The sequence below is a fragment of the Paenibacillus sp. FSL R7-277 genome (assembly GCF_000517965.1).
In the GTDB taxonomy this organism is placed as follows: domain Bacteria; phylum Bacillota; class Bacilli; order Paenibacillales; family Paenibacillaceae; genus Paenibacillus_AQ; species Paenibacillus_AQ silagei.
Genome location: NZ_ASPX01000120.1, coordinates 38,430 through 59,730 on the forward strand (window position 1 = coordinate 38,430; position 21,301 = coordinate 59,730).

Sequence of the window (21,301 nt, forward strand, 5' to 3'; positions counted from 1 at the left end):
GCAGTAGTACATAGAAAGAGTATTTAGTAGAGGAGGATTTATGTTGAGCGGAACGATGGAACGCGTGGTTGCTGCGAAGGCGGCACTCGGAGAAGGTCCCCATTGGGATCACAGGAAGGACAGACTGTATTGGATGGATGTTGACAGCAATGAATTACATCTCTATGACCCCGCCAAGGGGACGGATGATATTCATTCCTTTGAGCGAAAGGTAAGTGCAGCCGTACCGGCGGAGCGCGGCGGCTGGATTCTGACGATGGAGGACGGGATCTACAGATATATGGAGCATCAGCCTGTGGAGCTGCTGGCAACGGTGGAGACCGGAATTCCCGGTAACCGGCTGAATGATGCCAAATGCGACAGCCGTGGACGCTTGTGGTTCGGCTCGATGAACAGAAGGTTTGCGGGAAGAGATGGCAGCCTGTATGTAATGGAGTCCGCCGGTGAGGTCCGGCAGGTATTGACTGGGATCGGCATCTCCAACGGCTTGGCCTGGAACGACAGCTTGGGGGTCATGTATTATATTGACACGTTGACCAAGGGGATCGATGTAATGGATTATTCGCTGGCAGACGGCTCGGTAAGCGGGCGCCGGACAGTCATCCGGTTGGCGGAAGGCGAAGGCTGGCCGGATGGGATGACGATCGACAGTGAAGGCATGCTCTGGGTTGCCCATTGGCGCGGGGGTTGTATCTCACGGTGGAATCCCCATACAGGCGAGCAGCTGGAGAAAATTGAGGTTCCGGCGCATTATGTAACCTCCTGTACCTTCGGCGGCGGGAATTTGGACGAACTGTACATCACTACGGCACGCGGATACATGAGTGCAGAAGAGCAGGAACGCTGGCCGCAGGCGGGCGGATTGTTCCGGTTCAAGCCTGGAGTGAGGGGCCGGGAGGCTAATCGGGCGGCTTTTTAGGTGAAGGTAGGCGGGCGGGTCGCTTGCCCTAGTAGAGCATCAGTCTTTAAATTGTGGTTGGGCATGATGAGGCCTGAAGGGTTAAAATAGTGAAGTAGAAATACAAGCGGAGTTGTTTAAAAGGCGGATATTCTGCCTGTGAGCAGCTCTTTTTATGTTGTAAGAAATCATGAAATCTGGGGACAACAGCGGCCGGAAGTCAGAGGTTCACCACAGCGACGACCAAGCATCGAGTTCAAGCCTGAAGTGCATGCCTTTTTATTTTCAGAATAAACAAAATATGGTATTGTATCTATATATTGAAACGCTTTCACGAAGAGCGGTGAGAAAGACGGAACCCGGTATCCATCATTATTCCTATCAAAAGCAAGGAGGACTTCGATGATTAAGGCTGTTGTCGTAGACGATGAGCGTCTGGTGCGCAAGGGTTTCATCTCACTGCTGGATTGGCCGTCCTTCGGGGTGGTGATTACCGGAGAGGCCAGAGACGGGCATGCGGCACTGGAGCTGCTGCGCGAGCAGGAGACGGATCTGTTGTTCGTGGATCTGTCGCTGCCGGGAATGACCGGGTTCGAGCTGATCCGGGAGGTGAGGCTGCGGTATCCCGCGGTACGGTGCGTGGTGCTGACCTGCCATCATGAATTCGATGATGTGCAGGAGGCGCTGCGGCTGGGAGCGGTGGATTACATTGTCAAAACGCTGCTGGAGCCGGAGAATGCCGATGAAATCATCCGCAGACTGGTGGAGCGGATCAGGTGGGAGGACGGAAACAAGAGCATCCCTTCAAAAGCAGAGCAAAAAGTAATCGCTGAGGACAAAGCGCTGCTATATGTGCCGCTTACGCCGGAACTGAAGGAAGAGCAGCTGTACGCGCTGTCTCTGGTGAGAAATTCCACGCTGCATGCTGTGCCGGGAATGTGGCTGTCTCCGCTGCCGTATCCTGTGGATGCAGCACGGATCGGAGGAGAGCTGGGAGCGGTGCTTGGGACAAGCTGGACAGCGGCGCTGCTGGAGGGGGTGCGCGGTCAGCCGCTGAAGAGAATCGCTGCGGTGCTGGAACAGTCAGCCCGGCAGGCGCTGTTCTATGCGGCGGGCGGCCAGGCGCTCCCGAGGCTGTACTATGGTGAACTGCAGGCGCTGGCCGCGCGGCAACGGCCGGAGACGGGCGTCCCTTCCGCGCTGGTACAGGCGCAGAATCTACGCTGGACGCTGGAGCGGAGAGAATGGGATCTGTTCCTCAGCGGGGTTGCGATGCAGCAGCCGGACCCTGCGGCAGTGGCGGACTTTGGCCAAGAGCTGCTGCGGGGCTGGAGCCGGCTGCTGCTTACGGCGGAGGAAGCGCAACAGCTCGCGCTGGCGGCAGAGTGCAACCGGCACTGGCGGCACTGGCAAGTCTGGCTGCATCAGTTCACGGGGTATGTCCAGCGCCGGATGATTGAGCTGGGCCTGAGTCAAGAGGTGATGCTCTGCCTGATCAGCGCTGTGCGTTATATGAAGAGCCATGCCGGCGATAAAATCAATCAGGGCGATGTTGCCGCTGCTATCCATATGAGCCGCGGCTATTTCAGCCGGTGCTTCGCCCGCTTTGCCGGTGAGACTTTCGGGGAGTGCCTGCGGCGCATGCGCCTGGAGCTGGCGAAAGCACTGCTGCTGGAGACCCCTGTCCCGGTGTGTGAAATTGCCTGCAGGTCCGGCTTCGGGGATGACCGTTATTTCAGCAAGCTGTTCCGGGAGCATGTCGGCAAGCTGCCGAGTGAATTCCGCGCAGAAGGCCAGCTTCAAGGCGCCTTATTTGCGGCTGAACACGGGGGACAGCAGTGACTGCTGGATTTTCTCTACTTAATGAATACGCTCAGCCCTGCCCGTTCAGCCGGTCTGAGTTACGGGTGACCTTATGGAGCAGATCTATCAGCGTATCCAGCTCACTCTCGGTGAGGTCCATGGACAGCTCGCGGTTGAAGTCATCCAGCAGCGCCTGGAAGGCAGGGGCGAAATCGAGCGCCTTGGGAGTTGGATACAGCAGGAAGGAGCGCCGGTCGGTCGGATCTGTCCGGCGCTCAATATATCCCGAGGCCTCCAAAAGCTTGACGGAGCGTGTAGTTGTCGCTTTATCGCATTTAATCCGGCTGGTCATCTGATCCTGGGTGATCCCCGGATGACTCAGCACCAGCTTTAAGAAGCTATGCTGGCCTCCGCTGCCGATGCCGTAGGGAAGCAGCTCCTTGGCCAGTATTTTTTGGTTCTGACGGTGAAGATGGGAGATCAGCTTCCCGATGGGTTCTCTATTTAAAGTCACAATGGACACCTCGCTGAGGATTATAACGGCAGCCTGCCTAAGGCATACCGCCCTGTCTCAGATCTTACCGTAATTTTGTTGCGTACGCAACTAATTTGCAGTACACTGTGAAGGATTAGTTTGTTGCGTGTGCAACTAGATTACATTTGAACCAAGAGGGTGTTAGTGGATGAGCAGCTTAGAGGCGACCTATCAGGAGGATGCCGGGATACAGAAGAAGCGCTGGCTGATTCTGATCGTGCTTAATTTGTTTACTTTTATGTCTACACTGGATGGAAGTATTGTGAATATTGCGCTGCCGGTGCTGGTGAAGGAGCTGGGGCTGCCGGTAGCCCAGGTGGAGTGGGTGACAACCGGGTATTTGATGGCGATCTGTTCAGTAATTCTGTTCTTCGGGAAGCTGGGTGACATTGCCGGCAAAATCAGGATGTTCAAGCTGGGCATGGTCGTCTTCACCATCGGCTCTCTGCTCTGCGGATTAAGCCACAGCCTGCCGCTGCTCATTGCTTCCCGTGTAGTGCAGGCAGTCGGTGCTTCGATGACCATGGCGAACAGCCAGGGCATTGTTACGGATATTTTCCCGTCTACGGAACGCGGCAAGGCTCTCGGCTTGATTGGAACCTTCGTGTCCCTCGGCAGTATAGCGGGGCCCAGCTTAGGCGGAATTATCGTATCGTCGATGGGCTGGGAGTATATTTTCTGGGTGAATGTGCCGATTGGAATTGTGGCGATTGCACTGGGCTGGAAGGTACTGCCGAAGGATCTGGTACGCGTGAAGTCAGGGATTGATGTTCCCGGCAGCCTGCTGTTTGCTGTCTTCATCGTTTCTCTGTTCGCCGGACTTCTGCTCGGCCAGCAGCTTGGATACGGGGATACCCGGATCATTGCCGCTCTCTCCGCTGCGGTGATTACCTTCATCGTCTTCCTGATTGTGGAGCAGCGCAGCGCCCAGCCGCTGCTTCAGCTTACCCTGTTTAGGAATCCCTTGTTCTCACTGAGCATATTCTGTGCTTTTCTGGTGTTCGTCTCGAACTTCTGCTTCAATATCATCGCGCCGTTTTATGCGCAGAATATGCTGAACATGTCCCCTTTCGATGCAGGCTTCCTGCTGATGCTCTACCCGATCTGCATGGTGATAGTCGCTCCATTAAGCGGGGCATTGTCGGACAAAATCGGTTCGGAGCTGCTCACCTTCGCAGGGCTGATCGTGATGGTGGTTGCCCAGTTCGGGCTGGCCCGGCTGCATGAAGGCAGTCCGGTTATGCTGGTCGGCGTCTGGATCGCCATGCTCGGCATCGGCAGCGGGATGTTCGGCTCACCGAACAACTCGCTGATTATGTCAACGGTGCCGCGAACACAGCTAGGCTCGGCAGGCAGCGTGAACTCGCTGGTCCGTAATGTGGGGATGGTCGTCGGAATTACCTTAGCCACCTCTATCCTGTTCAATGTAATGAGCAGCAAGGCCGGCTACCGGGTAACCGGGCTGGTAGAAGGACGTCCGGAGCTGTTCCTCTCGGGGATGCATGCAGTCTTCCTGACTTCTTCCGGGATCTGCCTGTTATCGGCGCTCCTGACCGGTTGGCGGCTGTTCTCCTCGCGCAGGGCCAAGAGCCTGAGCGCATAACAGGAATAAACGGGCAGGGCTGCGGAATTTCGCTGTCCTGCTTTTTTTGTGTCACAACAACCGGCTCTATCTTGTCTACAGTTATGAAGAGCAATACAACCATAATGGAGGCGACCTAATTTGAGTCTAAGAATGAATTATCGTGAGGTTAACGGCCCGGCATTCCGGGCAATGATGGCGCTGGAGCAGCATGCAGGAAGCCGCAGCAAGGATAAGGTGTTGTATGAGCTGGTTAAAATAAGGGTCTCCCAGATCAACGGCTGTGCGTTCTGTCTGGATATGCACGGCAAGGATCTGATGAAGCTGGGCAATTATGCCGATCATATTCTGCTGCTGAGTGTGTGGCGCGAAGCGCCGTTATTCAGTGCGAAGGAACGTGTGCTGCTGGAATTCGCCGAGCAGGTCACGCTGATCAGCGAAGCTGGTGTTCCGCTGGAGCTGTACCATAAGATGCTTACGCACTTTAGCGAAGAGGAACTGGTAGACTGGATTATGGCGATCAATACGATCAACAGCTGGAACCGGATTGCCATTACAACCGGGATGTTCCCGGGCTGCTTCGGCTAACTTCGGTTAATGAAGCAGCCGGAATCGTAAGGAAGGGGGGGAGGCATGAAGTGGACAGGGGTAAAATAACGGCTCAGGCCAAGACACCTGTGGCGGAGAATCCCGGTATGGAGGAGCTGTATCAGAGCTATAAAGGCTATGCCTTCTCCATTGCCTACCGGATGCTTGGCGTGATTGCCGATGCAGAGGATGCGGTGCAGGATATGTTCGCCGAGCTGCAGCACCGGGACCGGAGCGGCATTCAGAATATCAAAGCCTATGTGGCCAAAGGCGTGACCAACCGCTGCCTCAATATGCTGAACTCGGCACGCAGCCGCAGAGAGACTTATATCGGGGAGTGGCTGCCTGAGCCGGTAAGCGAGGGATATGACGGCCCGGAAGCGGCGGCAGAACGCAAGGATAATCTGTCGTATGCTTTTCTGGTGCTGCTGGAACGTCTGTCTCCCACGGAACGTGCGGTATTCGTACTGCGGGAGGCCTTCGAATACGACTATGAAGCCATTGCCGGAATGTTAGGCAAGTCGGGCAGCAACTGCCGGCAGATCTTCAGCCGGGCCAAGCGTATCCTGCAGACAGAGCCGGCTTCCCGGTTACCCTCGCTCAGATATGGAGCAGTCACCGAGAATCTGCTGGTGCGCTTCACTGCCGCGTTCACCTCCTATGACGTTGGCGGCATGCTGGAGCTGCTGGGCGAGCATCCGGTACTGGTTGCCGACGGCGGTGGCCGCGAGGTGCATACCATTCTCCGGCCGATGACCGGCCGCCGGGGAGTTACTGCACTGCTGACCTCGAAGCGGGTTATGCACTATTTGCGGGAGTGGAAGCCTTCCTGCGGGCTGCTGAACGGCGAGCCGGGTCTGATCTTCACCGATCAGGGAGTCGTGAAGTGCGTGCTCTGCCTGAGTACGGATTCCAGCGGGGAACGGATTCAGAGCCTGTACCTTCTGATGGACCCTGCGAAGCTGTCCCATATTATCGTACCGCCAGAGCTGCCGCAGCGCTGATGTCCGGTTCTTGATGCCCGGCACAACAACCAATAAGACACGTTGCCCCCGGAGAGGGAAGGCAGCGTGTCTTATTGGTTGTTAAAGAAAATAATAAAACTCACCCATTTCCTCGATGAAGTCTTTTGCTCCAAGTGAAATTTAGGGATAGTTGTAGAACGTACACTTAAAACAGCGAAACTTCACACAAGTCACGTTTAAGTGTAGTCTGTACAACTAACTCTGCCTAAAAGTGTGAGTAGTAAGAAAAAACGGCCTTATACATGTACGATATACAACTAAACGCAGAATGGATTGAAAATCAGGAGGTTTAGATGTACAGAATGCAATTAAGCCTGCATGCTCACTTAGTTCTTGAAGCTGTGAATCGGCGCGGGAATCCGTCCGCCACGGTTGACGAAGCCCGCACAATTGAACGGGTTGACAGCCATGACAGGAGCGTATCCCAGCAAGCCGCCGAATTCGACCATTTCACCGACGTCCTTGCCGATGACCGGAATGACGCGGACCGCTGTGGTCTTGTTGTTGACCATCCCGATGGCGGCTTCATCGGCAATGATGCCTGCGAGGGTCTCTTTGCTGGTGCTGCCGGGAATGGCAATCATGTCCAGGCCTACTGAGCAGACACAAGTCATGGCTTCGAGCTTCTCCAGCGTCAGCGCACCCCGCTGGACGGCCTGGATCATGCCGTGGTCTTCGCTGACCGGGATGAAGGCACCGCTTAAGCCGCCGACATAGGAGGAGGCCATGACTCCGCCTTTTTTGACATTGTCGTTAAGAATGGCGAGTGCTGCTGTGGTGCCGGGAGCCCCGGCTTCCTCCAGGCCCATGACCTGGAAGATCTCTGCGATAGAATCGCCTATCTCGGGCGTAGGGGCCAGCGACAGGTCGATGATGCCGAAGGGTACATTCAGCCGCTTGGAGGCTTCCTGCGCGACCAGCTGTCCGACACGGGTAACCTTGAAGGCTGTACGCTTGATCGTCTCGCACAGGGTTTCGAAGTCCTGTCCCTTGACCTCTTCCAGCGCCCGCTTGATCACACCCGGACCGCTCACGCCAACGTTAATCACACACTCCCGCTCGCCGACCCCGTGGAAGGCACCGGCCATGAACGGGTTATCCTCGACCGCATTACAGAATACAACCAGCTTGGCACAGCCGATGGAGTCGCGGTCCTTGGTACGCTCCGCCGTTTGGAGAATGATGTCGCCCATCAGCTTCACGGCGTCCATGTTGATGCCGCTGCGCGAGGAGCCGACGTTGACGGAGGAGCAGACTCGCTCGGTCACCGCCAGCGCTTCCGGAATACTGTCAATCAGAATCCGGTCGCCCTTCGTACAGCCCTTCTGCACCAGCGCGGAATACCCGCCGATGAAGTTGACGCCTACCTCCTTGGCAGCCTTGTCCAGAATCTGGGCGACAGGCACGTAGGTATCGGTATGTACAGCTCCCGCAGCAATCGAAATCGGCGTTACGGAGATCCGTTTGTTGACAATCGGCACCCCGAATTGGCGCTCCAGATCCTCGCCGGTCTTCACGAGCTTCTCGGCAGAGCGGGTAATTTTGTCATACACCTTCTGGTTGAACACCTTCATATCGGTATGGGCGCAGTCCATCAGGCTGATGCCCATCGTAATGGTGCGGACATCCAGGTTCATTTCCCGGATCATTTTATTCGTCTCCTGAACTTCTACTATCGAGATCACTAGCCTTGCTCCTCCCTCGCCGGTTAAATCCGGTGCATAATATTGAAGATATCCTCATGCTGCAGCTTGATTTCCACACCGATGTCTTCCCCTACCTGCTGAAGCTCCTCCACAATCTCCTCGAAGGACTTGCTGGGGGCAGAGATGTCCACGATCATCATCATGTTGAAATAATCCTGCACAATCGTCTGGGAGATGTCCAGAATGTTCAGATTGTGCTCTGCGAGGTATGTACACACTTTGGCGATAATGCCTACCTTGTCTTTTCCGAGTACCGTAATAATCCCCTTCAATTGAAAAGCCTCCCGTTATCCATGGTCTGAAATCTTCGCTCATTGCCGCATTAACGGAATGAACGATTTTAATTATTATGTCAAATCAAGGATAGGTTATCAACCAAAGCTTTTGTGTCGGGCTGATCAGAGATTTGAGCCTGCATTTTCCTGAGGGTATAATAATGTTGACACTTGATGTGAAATATGATTTATTTGAGTTTTGAACGATAAGCTGGATATAAGGAGCTATTATGACAACGAGAAAATATAAAGAGCTGGTTGAAGAGCGCACGAGAGAAACTCTGCAGAAATGGTCGGAACAGTCAGCAGTCGAGGAGAAGGATATTTACCGTTTCCTGCATAATTTGAAGGGCACCTCGGGCACTGTGGGTCTCGATACCGTAGAGGCTTTCTCGGGTAATGCGCTGCTCTATTTCTCGGATGATAACCATAGAAGCTGGACGGAAGCAGAATGGGGCGATTATATCTATCCGGTGCTGGAGCTCTTTGACGAACCGGAATCGAAAGGCGCGGTGCCCCCGTTGACTCCCGGGATTGCATTGTCCCACGGCAATGTCCACCAGCAGTACGAGATTCTGATCGTGGACGATGATGTGGAGCTGGTCGCTTTTTTGCGGGAATCGCTGGAGCGCCAGTCCTATTATGTCAGCATTGCGCTGTCGGCCGGACGCGGACTGAAGCTTTTTTATGAAACGAAGCCGGATTTGATCCTCCTTGATATTCTGCTGCCGGACCGCAGCGGGATCGATGTGCTGAAGCAGATTATCGGCAAAGCCAAGAAAGAGCGGATCCCGATCATTATCATCAGCGGCGAGCATTCTATTGAGGTTCAGAAGTATGCCTATTCGCTGGGGGTTATGGATTACATACAGAAGCCGGTGGACATCGATTTGTTCCTGGTGCTGATCAAGAACCGCTTTGAACTGAAAAAGGAGTGGCAGGAATCGATCATTGTCGACGAGCTGACCGGGGCGTTCAACCGCAAGTACTTCAACCAGACGATGAAGCAGCTGATCGCCGATTTCAGACGGACAGGCCGGACCTTCTCCCTCGCTCTGCTGGATCTCGATCTGTTCAAGCAGGTTAATGATACTTACGGGCATCTGATGGGGGACGAGGTGCTGCAGAGCTTCTCGGAGCTGGTGAAGCAGTCCATCCGCACGGAGGATACCTTCTGCCGCTATGGTGGCGAGGAATTTGCCCTGTTCATGCCCAATACTCCTGCTGAGCAGGCGCTGCTTGTGATGGAGCGGATTCAGGAGGTCTTCGCGGCCCGGGAATTCCAGGCCAAACGTGAGAGCTTCCATGTTACCTTCTCCTGCGGAGTGACCGAGGTTAACGGAGAGGTGCAGGATGCCGATACATTAGTAGAGGAAGCGGATCTGGCGCTCTATGCCAGCAAGCATAACGGCAGGAACCAGAGTACCCTGTACAGCAAGGATCTGCTGCTGGGCCAGCGCGAGACGCTGCTTAATGTCATTATTGTGGATGATGATCCGCTGATCCGCAGAATGGTAACGACCCACTTCGCTGCCTGGCAGCCCGGGACTAACGCCAGAGTGAAGGTTACGAGTTACGCGGACGGCGCGCTTTTATTGAAATCGGACTGGTATGCTCCTGAAGAGAAGTATGTGATTCTGCTGGACGGCGTCATGCCGGGGCTTGACGGGCTTGAGGTGCTGGAGAAGATCCGCAGCGGCTATCCTGAGGTGAACATTCTCGTGATCATGCTGACCGGCCGCAATAACCAGCGGGATATTGTCCATGCGCTGCAGATGGGGGCGGATGATTATGTCATTAAGCCGTTCCATCTGCCGGAGCTGCTGACCCGGATTGAGCGTCTGGCCCACCGGTTTCTGTTCTAAATGCAATGCATCCCAAGCAGGGATGACTGAAAGGTGAGAGTGAGCTATGGTACAAAAGGTACTGATTGTAGATGATGAAGAGGTTCTGCGCATGCTGATTGAGGATACGCTGGAGGATCTCGAGAATGTGGAGACCCATACTGCCGAGAATGGGGGCGAGGCGCTCGCCAGGCTGGCGGCAGAACCTTACGACCTGGTGATTCTGGATTACATGATGCCCGTCATGACCGGCATTGAAGTGCTGTGCGAGCTGGACGGGGAGCTGAAGAGCCGGACGCCGATTATGATGCTGACCGCCAAGGCACAGGAGATGGACCGTAACCGGGCCAGGGAGGCGGGAGCCCGTTATTTCATGCCCAAGCCGTTCAGCCCGATGGAGCTGCTGCAGCTCGTGGAGGATATTCTGAGTGAGAAACCTTAAGCTTAAAGGCCGGAGCATCAAAACGAAATATTACCGGATTCTTCTGCTGCTGTTCGTTGCCATTATGGCCGGAGGAATCGGGCTTGTCTTCTATATCAATGCCCAGCAGGAACAGCTGGATCAGAAACGTGAAGTGCTGCAACATAAGACGGCGACGATCAACGAGCTGGCGGTGACGCTAAGCGAGGTCTTTTTCCGGGCGAGAGGTTATGTGGCTACTCAGAGTGAGAACGAGCTTGTGCTGCTGAACGCTGCGCTTAAGGGGCTTGATGGCATTTTGGAGCAGTATTCCTCCCTGAAGCTGTCGGCTGAAGAAGTCCGGTACAGAGATGACCTCAAGGTGTTCTATGAACAGTACAAGAGCCAGACCCTGCCTGAAGTGATGCTCTTAGTGAAGAATAATGATTACGAGGGAATCCGGAACCTGTCCCAAAGCGGCAGTACCCGGGCTGTGAACGAATTCCTGAGCTACACGAAGCAATTCAAAGCCAATTCGGATGCGCTGCTGAATGAGCTGAACTCCCGCTCCATCAGGCAGGCGGATACGTTCACTTTTGTTGCTTTTCTGCTTAGCACTTTGCTGCTGCTGTTCTTCACACTGCTGATCTGGCAGATGCTCAAAATTATCATCGATCCGATTGTGAAGCTGGAGGAAGCAACGAATTCGCTGGCGGCCGGTGATGCGGTTCTGCTCGGTAAGCTGCATAAGCAGGATGAGATCGGGCGGCTCTATGAGGCTTTTCTGAATATGGCTCATAGCATCCAGGATAAAGAGGAAGAGCTCATGATGCAGAATGAAGAGCTGCACGCCCAGCAGGACGAGCTGCAGGATCAGCAGTACAGACTGGAGCGGTCACTCAGTGAAATCGAGAGCATGATGAAGGCGCTGAATCAGACCTCTGCCGTCGGCATTCTGTCGAACAAAGGCGTGTTCACTTACGCGAACGATAATCTGAGCGTCTACACAGGGTACAAGAGCTCCGAGGTTATCGGATACACCTACCGGTTGTTTGAGCTGCATAATATTTCGGAATCACAGGTGGAGCAGATGATCCGCAAGCTATCGACCGGCGGAGTGTGGAGCGGAGAGACGGAGCTGAAGGCCAAGGAAGGTTCGCCGCTCTGGCTGCAGCTGACAATCATGCCTTATCTGAACGATGAAGGCCAGATCTACCAGTATATCCTGATTGCTAATAACGTCACCTCGATGAAGAATGTGCAGCAGGAGCTGGCGGAGACGCTGAAAAGCACGGAGCAGACATCCATGATGCTGGAGCTTAACAATCAGCTGAATCATGAGATCACCTATACGCTGGACAAGCAGGAATTTGCCGACAAGTTCAACCAATTCATGAACCGTCTGTACTCGTTCGACTCCAGTCTTTTTCTGCTGGTCAAGGATAAGATAGCGGTGGTCAAAGGGGTTCCGCCGGAGAATGTGGAGCGGTACATCGGTGAGGGCAGCAAGGAGATTCTGTACCGCCTGAGCGTGGAAAAGTCGTACATGGTGAAGCGGGTGGGCTCGGTCAGAGAGCAGGGAATCTCCGCCAATGAGGTATATTGTTACGACTACTATACGACTGTGGTGAATGCGGAGGATGAGATTCTGGCAGTCTTCTGCGGAACCCGCATCGGGCATCCGTTCACGGAGGAAGAGACCGACGAAATCCAGGGGATGATGAACCGGGTTGCCCTGGCCATTGAACGCCTGTTCATGTACGAGGAGATTGAGAATGGCCGCAAGCTGAATCAGGATATTGTGAACAATGTCAATGAGGGCATCCAGTTCGTTGGCACGGACGGCGTCATTCAGCACATCAACAAGGCGCTCAGCCAACTGTTCAGCTATGAGGACTGGACAGAAGGCATGCTGATTCCCAAGGAGCGCTGGATGGAGCATTTCACCCTCCGGGTGAATGAATCGGAAGAGCTGGGTCGCTTTTACCAGAAGGCGATGTCCGAGCATACCACTGACTCCAGTGCGATGAAGTATTCTATCGGCAAGGAAGACATGAAGCATGTGGATGCCTATGCCATACCGGTCTTCCGCCGGGAGGTCCGTGTGGGGACGCTGTTCGTCCACCGTGACATTACCCGCGAGTATGAGCTGGATCTGATGAAGTCAGAGCTGGTCAGCACCGTCAGCCATGAGCTGCGGACGCCGCTGTCGAGTGTACTGGGCTTCACGGAGCTGCTCCTGTCCAAAACCATGAAGCCGGAGAAGCAGCTGAAATATCTGGAGACGATTCATAAGGAAGCCAAGCGTCTGACGGAGCTGATTAACGACTTCCTGGACCTGCAGCGGATGGAGTCCGGCACACAGCTGTATAATGTGGAGAAGGTTAACCTTAGCGAGACGGTCCTGAGTGTCATCGATCAGTACAAGCTGAGCGGTACCCACCATATTCTGCTGGAGGACGAGGCGCTGAATCCCGAGGTTGAGGTAGACAAGGATAAGATCATCCAGGTGCTGACCAATCTGCTGAGCAATGCGATCAAGTTCTCGCCGGGCGCAGGTGAAATTAAGGTCATGCTTCATAACGAACCGGGATCGATTATGGTACGGATTCAGGACCACGGACTCGGGATTCCGAAGAATCAGATCGGGCAGTTGTTCCAGAAATTCCGACGAGTGGACAACAGTGCCTCCAAGCGAATTGGCGGTACAGGTCTCGGGCTGGCCATCTGCAAGGAGATTATTGAGAAGCAGAAGGGAACGATCGGGATTGAATCCGTGGAGGGCGAAGGCTCGACGGTATGGTTCCGTCTTCCGGTGATGCAGGCAGAGACCGGCCACCCGGAGGAGGAACATTCGTTAAGATGGAGCGCTGGCAAGGAGCAGAAGCCGGATGTGATGATTGTGGAGGATGATTACAGCCTGTCATTGCTGCTCTCAGAGGAGCTGAAGGGTAAGGGCTTCCGGGTCACCCATCATTATCATCCGCAAAAAGCTTTTGACCAGGCTGTCAAAACGCCCTTCGTAGCGATCGTTGTCGATCTGATGCTGGGCGATGAGCTGGACGGCTGGGATCTGATCCGCATGCTCAAGAACGATCCCCGGACCGAGAAGGTGCCGATTGTCATCTCCTCGGCGCTGGACAAGGACGATAAGAGCATGATGGACAATGTGCAGAAATATTTGACCAAGCCCTATCCGCCCGGCGAGCTGTCGGGTACGCTGCAGGAGATTGTGGACATTCAACTGAAGACAGGCGAGGTGCTGTTCCCGGATAACGGTGAAGCCGGGCATGGAGCGGCGCTTGGTGAGGGTTAGAGTGAGTATCGAGTAAGTGCTGAGTATCTGCTTAGTAGGTACATGGGTAATGCAATAATATGATGGATTATAGTTAGTGCGGAACAAGTCTCTTTCTGGGGCTTGTTTTTTTTGTATATTTGGGGATTCTCCCGGGTGGGGGAAGGGGACGATGGGGAGCGAAAGGGCGAATGAGGGGACGGGGCCAAATGTATGCTAAAAACCGACTACATTGGGCGTGACGGAAGCGTGTGGGCCGAATGTAATCGAAAAACCGACTACATACCGCTTGGCGGAGGTGTGTGGTGCAAATGTAATCGAAAAACCGACCACATTGGGCGTGACGGAAGCGTGTGGGCCGAATGTAATCGAAAAACCGACTACATTGGGCTTGGCGGAAGCGTGTGGGCCGAATGTAATCGAAAAACCGACTACATTGGGCTTGGCGGAGATGTGTGGGCCGAATGTAATCGAAAAACCGGCCACATTGTATGTGGAAAACAGCAGACATTGTGCTCCAAACTGGGCAGCGGCCGGAGGGCCAAATGTTCACCGCAGCGACGACCAAGCTTTGAGTTCTAGTCTTAAGTATCCCAGCAAAACTTGCTTTAGAGTGGACTCTAAGGGTTATAGTGAATATGAAGCAGCCAATCTAGCAGGAGTGAAAGGGAGGAATTGCGATGAAGTACAGTTATTTGGGTAAATCGGGGTTAAAGGTCAGCCAGTTGTGTCTGGGGACGATGAATTTCGGGCCGGAGACGGAGGAGAAGGAAGCCTTCAGAATTATGGATGCGGCCCTCGATGCGGGCATTAATTTCTTCGATACGGCAAATGTGTACGGCGGCCAGGACCGGCGGGGCTGGACGGAGGAAATTATCGGCCGCTGGTTTCAGCAGGGCGGCGGACGGCGTGAGAAGGTAGTGCTGGCCACCAAGGTCTACAATGACATGTTCGACGAGCAGGACGGTCCCAATTCCGGCTCAGGCTTGTCTGCCTACAAGATCAGACGGCATTTTGAAGGCTCGCTGCGGCGCCTGCAGACCGATCATATTGAACTATATCAGATGCATCATATCGACCGGAACGTATCGTGGGACGAGCTGTGGGGCGCATTCGAGATCCTGGTGTCCCAGGGCAAAGCCGACTATATCGGTTCCAGCAACTTCGCGGGCTGGCATATTGCTGCTGCCCAGGCGAAGGCCAAGGAGCGCCATTTCCTCGGCCTTGTCTCCGAGCAGCATCTCTATAACCTGCTGGAGCGGACGCCGGAGCTGGAAGTGCTGCCTGCCTCACAGGAGCTGGGCCTGGGTGTCATTCCGTGGAGTCCGCTGGCCGGAGGCCTGCTGGGACGCAATGCACTCGCGAAGACCGGGGTGCGCAGTGCCCGTTCAGCCAAGCTGGAGCAGCACCGCAGCCAGCTGGAGCAGTTCTCCGCGCTCTGCAAGGAGCTGGGCGAGCATGAGGATCAGGTCGCTCTAGCCTGGGTACTGGCGAATCCGGCTGTGACCGCACCGATTATCGGGCCGCGTACGATCCAGCAGTTCGAGGACTCCCTGCGGGTGACCGAGATTACGCTGGATGAGGCCACACTGAAGAAGCTGGACGAGATCTTCCCGGGACCGGGCAAACCGGCACCGGAAGCCTACGCCTGGTAAGGTCAGGCCTGTGCTAGGGTAAGGTACACCCGCGTGTGTTCATCGTATATCTATCGTCCATTCGTTTGTGGTAAGCAGAGCCTTGGACCTTGTCCATCCCGTAGCGCATATACGATACGTAATGACCTGAAGAATAACAGCCGGACTGTCCCTGACGGGATGGTCCGGCTATATTTTTGTAAGTATCCAGATGAATATGGTAGACTGATTCTGTGACAAACAGTGACCTTGACCACGGCCTTGACTATTACTATGACCCTGATCATGAGTTGAACAACTAGAGAAGATAGGGGAACTGCCGATGCTTTTTTATCTGATAGCTGTCTTCGTCCTGATGCTAGATCAGGCGACCAAGTGGATAGTGCGTACCCATATGGAGCTTGGGGAGATGCTTCCTTCCTGGACGCCGCATTTGCGGTTTGTATACTATGAGAACAGCGGTGCGGCCTTCAGCTCCTTTCAGGGATTCGGGAAGTATTTTGCTATTGTTGCCGTGATTTTTGTAGCAGCAATCTTCTATTACCGGCGTCAGGGTAAAATCCGCGGCCCCCTGCTCGAAGCAGCCAGCGGCTTCCTGGTTGGCGGGGCTGTCGGCAATGCCATTGACCGGGCACTTTATCACCAGGTTACAGATTTCCTGGTCTTCGGGAATCATGGCGGGATTATGAATCTGGCCGATCTGGCGATCAATGCCGGAGGCCTTCTCATTCTAATCTACCTGCTTGTGGACCATTTCCGGCACAGAGCAACCCGCAGACTATTATAAATGGCAGGCAAAGACATCTCCGGTCTATCATTTTATCTAATGCAACTTATCATAATTAGTAATGAACCCGGCTAAATCAGAGCATTTTACTATGATTTAGCCGGGTTTTGTGCATTTTATGCAAGTATTTACCTTTTAAAGAACATGATGCCTGTTATATGATTCGTTGATCGTTTGCCGGTATTGTGTTAGCCTGAGTTCATGATATTAAGAGGAAAGAAGATTGCACGCTAAGGAGAGGTCGATATTGTTGCAACTACAAGTTACAAACAGTCCTTTTAATGAGAACCAGGCAGAGCTGCTGAATCAGCTTCTGCCCACGCTGACACCTTCACAGCAGATATGGTTAAGCGGGTACTTATCTGCCCTGTCGCTGCAGGGTAACCAGGGATCAAGCGTCCAGGCAGAATCCCCCGCTGCTCCAGCAGTAGTAGCAGAGTCGGCAATTGCCGCTTCGCAGCAAGCATCACGTGAAGTGACCGTATTGTTCGGCTCCCAGACCGGCAACTGCCAGCGGCTCGCCGTGAGCCTCTCCCGCAAGCTGGAGGAGCAGGGCTTCAAGGTCACGGTGTCCGCGATGAACAGCTTCAAGCCGAATGGACTGAAGAAGACAGAGAACCTGCTGCTGCTGGTCAGCACCCATGGCGAAGGGGAACCGCCGGATAATGCCCGTGCCTTCCATGAATTCCTCTACAGCAAAAGAGCGCCGCAGCTTCCAGGCTTGCGCTTCTCGGTACTCGCGCTGGGCGATACCTCCTATGAATTCTTCTGCCAGACCGGCAAAGACTTCGATCAGAAGCTGGAAGAGCTGGGCGCACAGCGGTTAAGCCCGCGTGTAGATTGCGACCTCGATTATGATGAGCCGGTGGCCGAGTGGTTCGGCCAGGTCATCAGCGCTCTTAACGGCGCGCAGAATGCTGCAGGAATTGCGGATGCAGCGGTTCAGGCTGCTGAGAGCGCAGAGTCGCTGGAATCCGCCTATTCACGAAATCATCCTTTCCATGCCGAAGTACTGGAGAATCTTAATCTGAACGGCCGCGGCTCAGACCGCGAGACCCGCCATCTGGAGCTGTCGCTAGCCGGATCGAATATTACCTTTGAGCCGGGGGATTCTCTTGGCGTCTATCCCGAGAATCACCCGCAGCTGGTAGAAGATATCATTGCCGCTATGGGCTGGGATGCGAATGAACGAGTTCCGCTGAACAAGAAGGGGGAAGAAGGCACGCTACAGGAGGCGCTGCTGCGGCATTACGAAATTACGGTGCTGACAAAGCCCCTCCTAGAACAGGCTGCCGGGCTTACCTCCGCACCTGCCCTTAAGGAACTGCTGACCCCCGGGCGGCAGCAGGAGCTGAAGGAGTATATCCAGGGCCGGGATCTGCTGGATCTTATTCAAGACTATGGACCCTGGAATGCTCCGGCCAGTCTCTTCGTGACCATCCTGCGCAAGCTTCCGGCCCGTTTGTATTCCATTGCCAGCAGCTATAATGCTAACCCGGATGAAGTACACTTCACGGTGCGGGCTGTGCGTTATGAGTCACATGGGCGTGAGCGTTACGGCGTCTGTTCGGTACACTGTGCTGAGCGTGTACAGCCGGGTGCCACCTTGCCGGTATATATCCAGAACAATCCGAACTTCAAGCTGCCTGCTGATTCCAGTGTACCGGTAATTATGATCGGTCCGGGTACGGGCGTTGCCCCGTTCCGTTCCTTTCTGGAGGAGCGTGAAGAGCAGGGGGCTGAGGGTCCAAGCTGGCTGTTCTATGGAGACCGTCATTTCGTTACAGACTTCCTCTACCAGACGGACTGGCAGCGGATGCTGAAGGACGGTGTCCTCAGCAGGCTGGATGTGGCCTTCTCCCGCGACACAGAGGAGAAGGTGTACGTACAGCACCGTATTCTGGAGCAGAGTAAGGAACTGTACCGCTGGCTGCAGGAAGGAGCGCATGTATACGTGTGCGGGGATGAGAAGCATATGGCCCATGATGTGCATTCAGCACTGATTACAGTGATCCAGGAAGAGGGCGGACTAAGCCCGGAAGCGGCTGCCGCCTATCTGGAGACCCTTCAGCAGGAGCAGCGTTACCAGCGGGATGTCTATTAAGCGGGATTCAAGCGAAAGAGGAGAGAATCAGCAATGGCAAACAATGAACCAGCGGTGAAGCCGATTGGCGGACCACCGAGTGATGTTGAACATATCAAGCTGGAGAGCAATTATCTGCGCGGGGCGCTTGTCGAGACCCTCAGCAATCCGATTACAGGAGGGCTGCCGGAGGATGACAACCGGCTGCTGAAATTCCACGGCAGCTACATGCAGGATGACCGCGATCTGCGCAGTGAGCGGGAACGCTCCAAGCTGGAACCGGCTTTCCAGTTCATGCTGCGGATAGTAGCGCCCGGCGGTGTGGCGTCTGCGGCACAGTGGCTTGTCATGGATGAGCTGGCCCATAAGTACGGCAATGGGACACTGCGCCTGACGACGCGGCAGGCTTTTCAGATGCATGGGGTGCTCAAGTGGAATCTCAAGAAGACGATCCGAACGATCAACGACACCCTGATGACCACACTTGCGGCCTGCGGTGACGTGAATCGTAATGTGATGAGTGGTCCGAACCCGTATCAGTCGGAGGTTCATGCCGAGGTTCAAGAGTGGGCCAACAAAATCAGCGATCATCTTGCCCCGCGTACCCGCGCGTATCATGAGATCTGGCTGGACGGGGAAAAAGTCGTGGACAGCAAGGTGGTTGAGCCGATCTATGGTCCGGTCTACCTGCCCCGCAAATTCAAAATTGGCCTGGCGGTGCCTCCATCCAATGATGTAGATGTATTCTCCCAGGATCTGGGCTTCATCGCCATTCTGGAGGACGGCAAGCTGGCCGGCTTCAATGTATCAGTTGGCGGCGGCATGGGAATGACGCACGGCGATACGAATACGTATCCCCAATTGGGCCGGATCATCGGCTTCTGCCGTCCGGAGCAGATGATTGATCTGGCGGAGAAAACGGTTACGATCCAGCGGGATTACGGCAATCGTTCGGTTCGCAAGAACGCCCGCTTCAAGTACACGATCGACCGGCACGGGCTGGAGTGGTTCAAGGGAGAGCTGCACGAACGGCTGGGCTGGACGCTGGAGCCGGCGCGCGACTATCACTTCGATCATAATGGCGACCGGTACGGCTGGGTGAAGGGGATGGACGGCAAATGGAACCTGACGCTCTATATCCAGAGCGGACGAATTCAGGATCAGGAGGGCTACCCGCTGATGACCGGCTTGCGCGAGATCGCCAAGATTCACAGCGGAGACTTCCGGCTGACCCCGAACCAGAATTTGATTATCGGCGGTGTGACCCAGGCGAAGAAGCGCAAGATTACGGAGCTTGCCAAGCAATACGGTCTGACGGACGGTGCCCATCATTCTGCACTGCGCAGAAGTGCGTTGTCCTGTGTAGCCTTGCCGACCTGCGGGCTGGCTATGGCGGAGGCGGAGCGTTATTTGCCGCATCTGCTCGATAAGCTGGAGGTTATCATAGATGAAGCCGGGCTGCGCAATGAAGAGATTATCATCCGTATGACCGGCTGCCCTAACGGCTGTGCCAGACCGGCGCTCGGCGAGATTGCTTTTATCGGCAAAGGTCCGGGCAGGTATAATATGTACCTGGGTGCTGGCTTTACCGGAGACCGGCTGAACAAGCTGTACAAGGAGAACATTGACGAGCGGGAGATACTGGACACCCTCGGGCCGATTATTCATGGTTATGCCAGAGAGCGCCTTGCCGGTGAGCACTTCGGCGATTATGTGATCCGCAGCGGATATGTCAAGGCGGTTACTTCGGGGCTCAATTTCCACGACTAACGGCTGATGCCTGGCGGTCTGCATATGCTATAGCTACTAATCATGAGCCTGTTTTCTGGTGTTTTTGCGGGAGACAGGTTTATTTTGTTTGTTTATTTGGATTTTCAGCGGTTTTCTTTCATAATATAGAGTAGCAATACACCATTATAACCAAGAGCCATTATATATAGTGAGTAATGGATTCTGTACAGAAGAGGCGAATTGAATGATCATTATGAAATCGATGGAAGAGATTGAGAAGATGCGGGCAGCCGGCAAAATCCTGGCGGAATGCCACCGGCAGATTGCCGGGTTGATCAAGCCGGGAATTACGACCTGGGAGATCGACCAGTTTGCCGAGAAGTTCATCCTCTCCCAAGGAGCAACCCCGGAGCAAAAAGGCTATCACGGTTACCCGTATGCCACCTGTGCATCTGTGAATGATGTCATCTGTCATGGCTTCCCGAAGCATGAGGAGCTGAAGGATGGAGATATTGTAACGATTGACATGGTAGTCAACCTGAATGGCTGGCTGGCGGATTCGGCTTGGTCCTACGGAGTGGGTACAATTAGCGAGCAGGCGGAGAAGCTGCTGGCGACGACCAAGGAATCTCTATTCAAAGGTATCGAGCAGGCTGTAGCCGGCAACCGCATAGGCGACGTAGCGCATGCTATCCAGGTCTATGCCGAATCTAACGGATATTCCGTCGTCCGGGACTTTATCGGTCACGGGATTGGCTCGGAGATGCACGAAGCGCCTGAAGTGCCTCATTACGGCCCGGCCGGCAAAGGCCCGCGCATTAAGGAAGGCATGGTGTTCACCATTGAGCCCATGCTCAACACGGGCAGCTACCGGACCAAGGTGGATGCAGACGGATGGACTGCACGCACTATTGACGGAGGCCTGTCAGCCCAGTATGAGCATACACTGGCGGTAACTCCGCAGGGGACGATTATTCTGACAGAGCTGTAAGGCTAAGCTTCAGCCTGATAACTTCATGCAATTTGTAAGGATTAACCCGGACTGTGGTCATGTTTTCATGCCGCAGACCGGGTTTTTCTGTCTAACTGTGTCGGAATTCACGGCTTGACTCTTT

16 protein-coding genes are annotated in these 21,301 nt (G+C 54.5%); 13 read left to right on the forward strand and 3 right to left on the reverse strand.

Annotated features, from left to right (window positions below; all coding sequences use genetic code 11):
- The first annotated feature begins 43 nt into the window (after positions 1 to 43).
- On the forward strand, positions 44 to 919 hold the full coding sequence (locus C173_RS31460) for an SMP-30/gluconolactonase/LRE family protein (RefSeq protein ID WP_235192091.1): 876 nt from the start codon (positions 44 to 46) through the stop codon (positions 917 to 919).
- 381 nt (positions 920 to 1,300) lie between these two features.
- On the forward strand, positions 1,301 to 2,740 hold the full coding sequence (locus tag C173_RS31465; RefSeq protein ID WP_036732996.1) for a response regulator transcription factor: 1,440 nt from the start codon (positions 1,301 to 1,303) through the stop codon (positions 2,738 to 2,740).
- Positions 2,741 to 2,771: 31 nt separating this feature from the next.
- Here C173_RS31465 and C173_RS31470 read toward each other — a convergent pair whose 3' ends face one another.
- Entirely contained in the window at positions 2,772 to 3,215 is a 444-nt protein-coding gene (locus tag C173_RS31470; protein WP_036732999.1) for a MarR family winged helix-turn-helix transcriptional regulator, read from the reverse strand.
- 169 nt (positions 3,216 to 3,384) lie between these two features.
- Here C173_RS31470 and C173_RS31475 point away from each other — a divergent pair, with 169 nt between their 5' ends.
- The 3 genes from C173_RS31475 (at position 3,385) to C173_RS31485 (ending at position 6,410) form a co-directional block, all read left to right on the forward strand.
- Positions 3,385 to 4,839: an MFS transporter gene (locus C173_RS31475; RefSeq protein WP_036733000.1), complete on the forward strand. Its 1,455-nt coding sequence runs from the start codon at positions 3,385 to 3,387 to the stop codon at positions 4,837 to 4,839.
- Between the two features lie 120 nt (positions 4,840 to 4,959).
- Positions 4,960 to 5,406 carry a carboxymuconolactone decarboxylase family protein gene (locus C173_RS31480; protein WP_036733003.1) on the forward strand — a complete coding sequence of 149 codons (447 nt, stop codon included), beginning with the start codon at positions 4,960 to 4,962 and terminating at the stop codon, positions 5,404 to 5,406.
- 107 nt (positions 5,407 to 5,513) lie between these two features.
- On the forward strand, positions 5,514 to 6,410 hold the full coding sequence (locus C173_RS31485) for a sigma-70 family RNA polymerase sigma factor (RefSeq protein ID WP_051478731.1): 897 nt from the start codon (positions 5,514 to 5,516) through the stop codon (positions 6,408 to 6,410).
- Between the two features lie 347 nt (positions 6,411 to 6,757).
- Here C173_RS31485 and C173_RS31490 read toward each other — a convergent pair whose 3' ends face one another.
- A complete protein-coding gene (locus C173_RS31490) occupies positions 6,758 to 8,116 on the reverse strand; it encodes a PFL family protein (protein WP_036733006.1) in 1,359 nt (452 codons plus the stop codon).
- Between the two features lie 23 nt (positions 8,117 to 8,139).
- Positions 8,140 to 8,409 (reverse strand): ACT domain-containing protein, encoded by a 270-nt coding sequence (locus C173_RS31495; protein ID WP_036700808.1) that lies wholly within the window; start codon positions 8,407 to 8,409, stop codon positions 8,140 to 8,142.
- 233 nt (positions 8,410 to 8,642) lie between these two features.
- Here C173_RS31495 and C173_RS31500 point away from each other — a divergent pair, with 233 nt between their 5' ends.
- The 8 genes from C173_RS31500 (at position 8,643) to map (ending at position 21,177) form a co-directional block, all read left to right on the forward strand.
- Complete coding sequence (locus C173_RS31500) at positions 8,643 to 10,277, forward strand: GGDEF domain-containing response regulator (protein WP_036733010.1); 1,635 nt, start codon at positions 8,643 to 8,645, stop codon at positions 10,275 to 10,277.
- Between the two features lie 46 nt (positions 10,278 to 10,323).
- The gene (locus C173_RS31505) at positions 10,324 to 10,698 is read left to right on the forward strand and encodes a response regulator (RefSeq protein WP_036733012.1); all 375 of its coding nucleotides are present in this window, start codon (positions 10,324 to 10,326) and stop codon (positions 10,696 to 10,698) included.
- On the forward strand, positions 10,685 to 13,972 hold the full coding sequence (locus tag C173_RS33255; protein ID WP_051478727.1) for an ATP-binding protein: 3,288 nt from the start codon (positions 10,685 to 10,687) through the stop codon (positions 13,970 to 13,972). The genes C173_RS31505 and C173_RS33255 overlap by 14 nt, the downstream gene beginning before the upstream one ends.
- Before the next feature lie 659 nt (positions 13,973 to 14,631).
- Complete coding sequence (locus C173_RS31515) at positions 14,632 to 15,606, forward strand: aldo/keto reductase (protein WP_036733015.1); 975 nt, start codon at positions 14,632 to 14,634, stop codon at positions 15,604 to 15,606.
- A gap of 301 nt (positions 15,607 to 15,907) precedes the next feature.
- Positions 15,908 to 16,372, forward strand: a complete 465-nt coding sequence (gene lspA / locus C173_RS31520; protein ID WP_036733017.1) for a signal peptidase II — start codon at positions 15,908 to 15,910, stop codon at positions 16,370 to 16,372.
- Between the two features lie 250 nt (positions 16,373 to 16,622).
- Positions 16,623 to 18,476: an assimilatory sulfite reductase (NADPH) flavoprotein subunit gene (locus C173_RS31525; RefSeq protein ID WP_036733058.1), complete on the forward strand. Its 1,854-nt coding sequence runs from the start codon at positions 16,623 to 16,625 to the stop codon at positions 18,474 to 18,476.
- A gap of 33 nt (positions 18,477 to 18,509) precedes the next feature.
- Positions 18,510 to 20,225, forward strand: coding sequence for an assimilatory sulfite reductase (NADPH) hemoprotein subunit (cysI, locus tag C173_RS31530; protein ID WP_036733020.1), 1,716 nt, complete (start codon positions 18,510 to 18,512; stop codon positions 20,223 to 20,225).
- Positions 20,226 to 20,430: 205 nt separating this feature from the next.
- A complete protein-coding gene (gene map / locus C173_RS31535; protein ID WP_036733023.1) occupies positions 20,431 to 21,177 on the forward strand; it encodes a type I methionyl aminopeptidase in 747 nt (248 codons plus the stop codon).
- Positions 21,178 to 21,301: the final 124 nt, after the last annotated feature.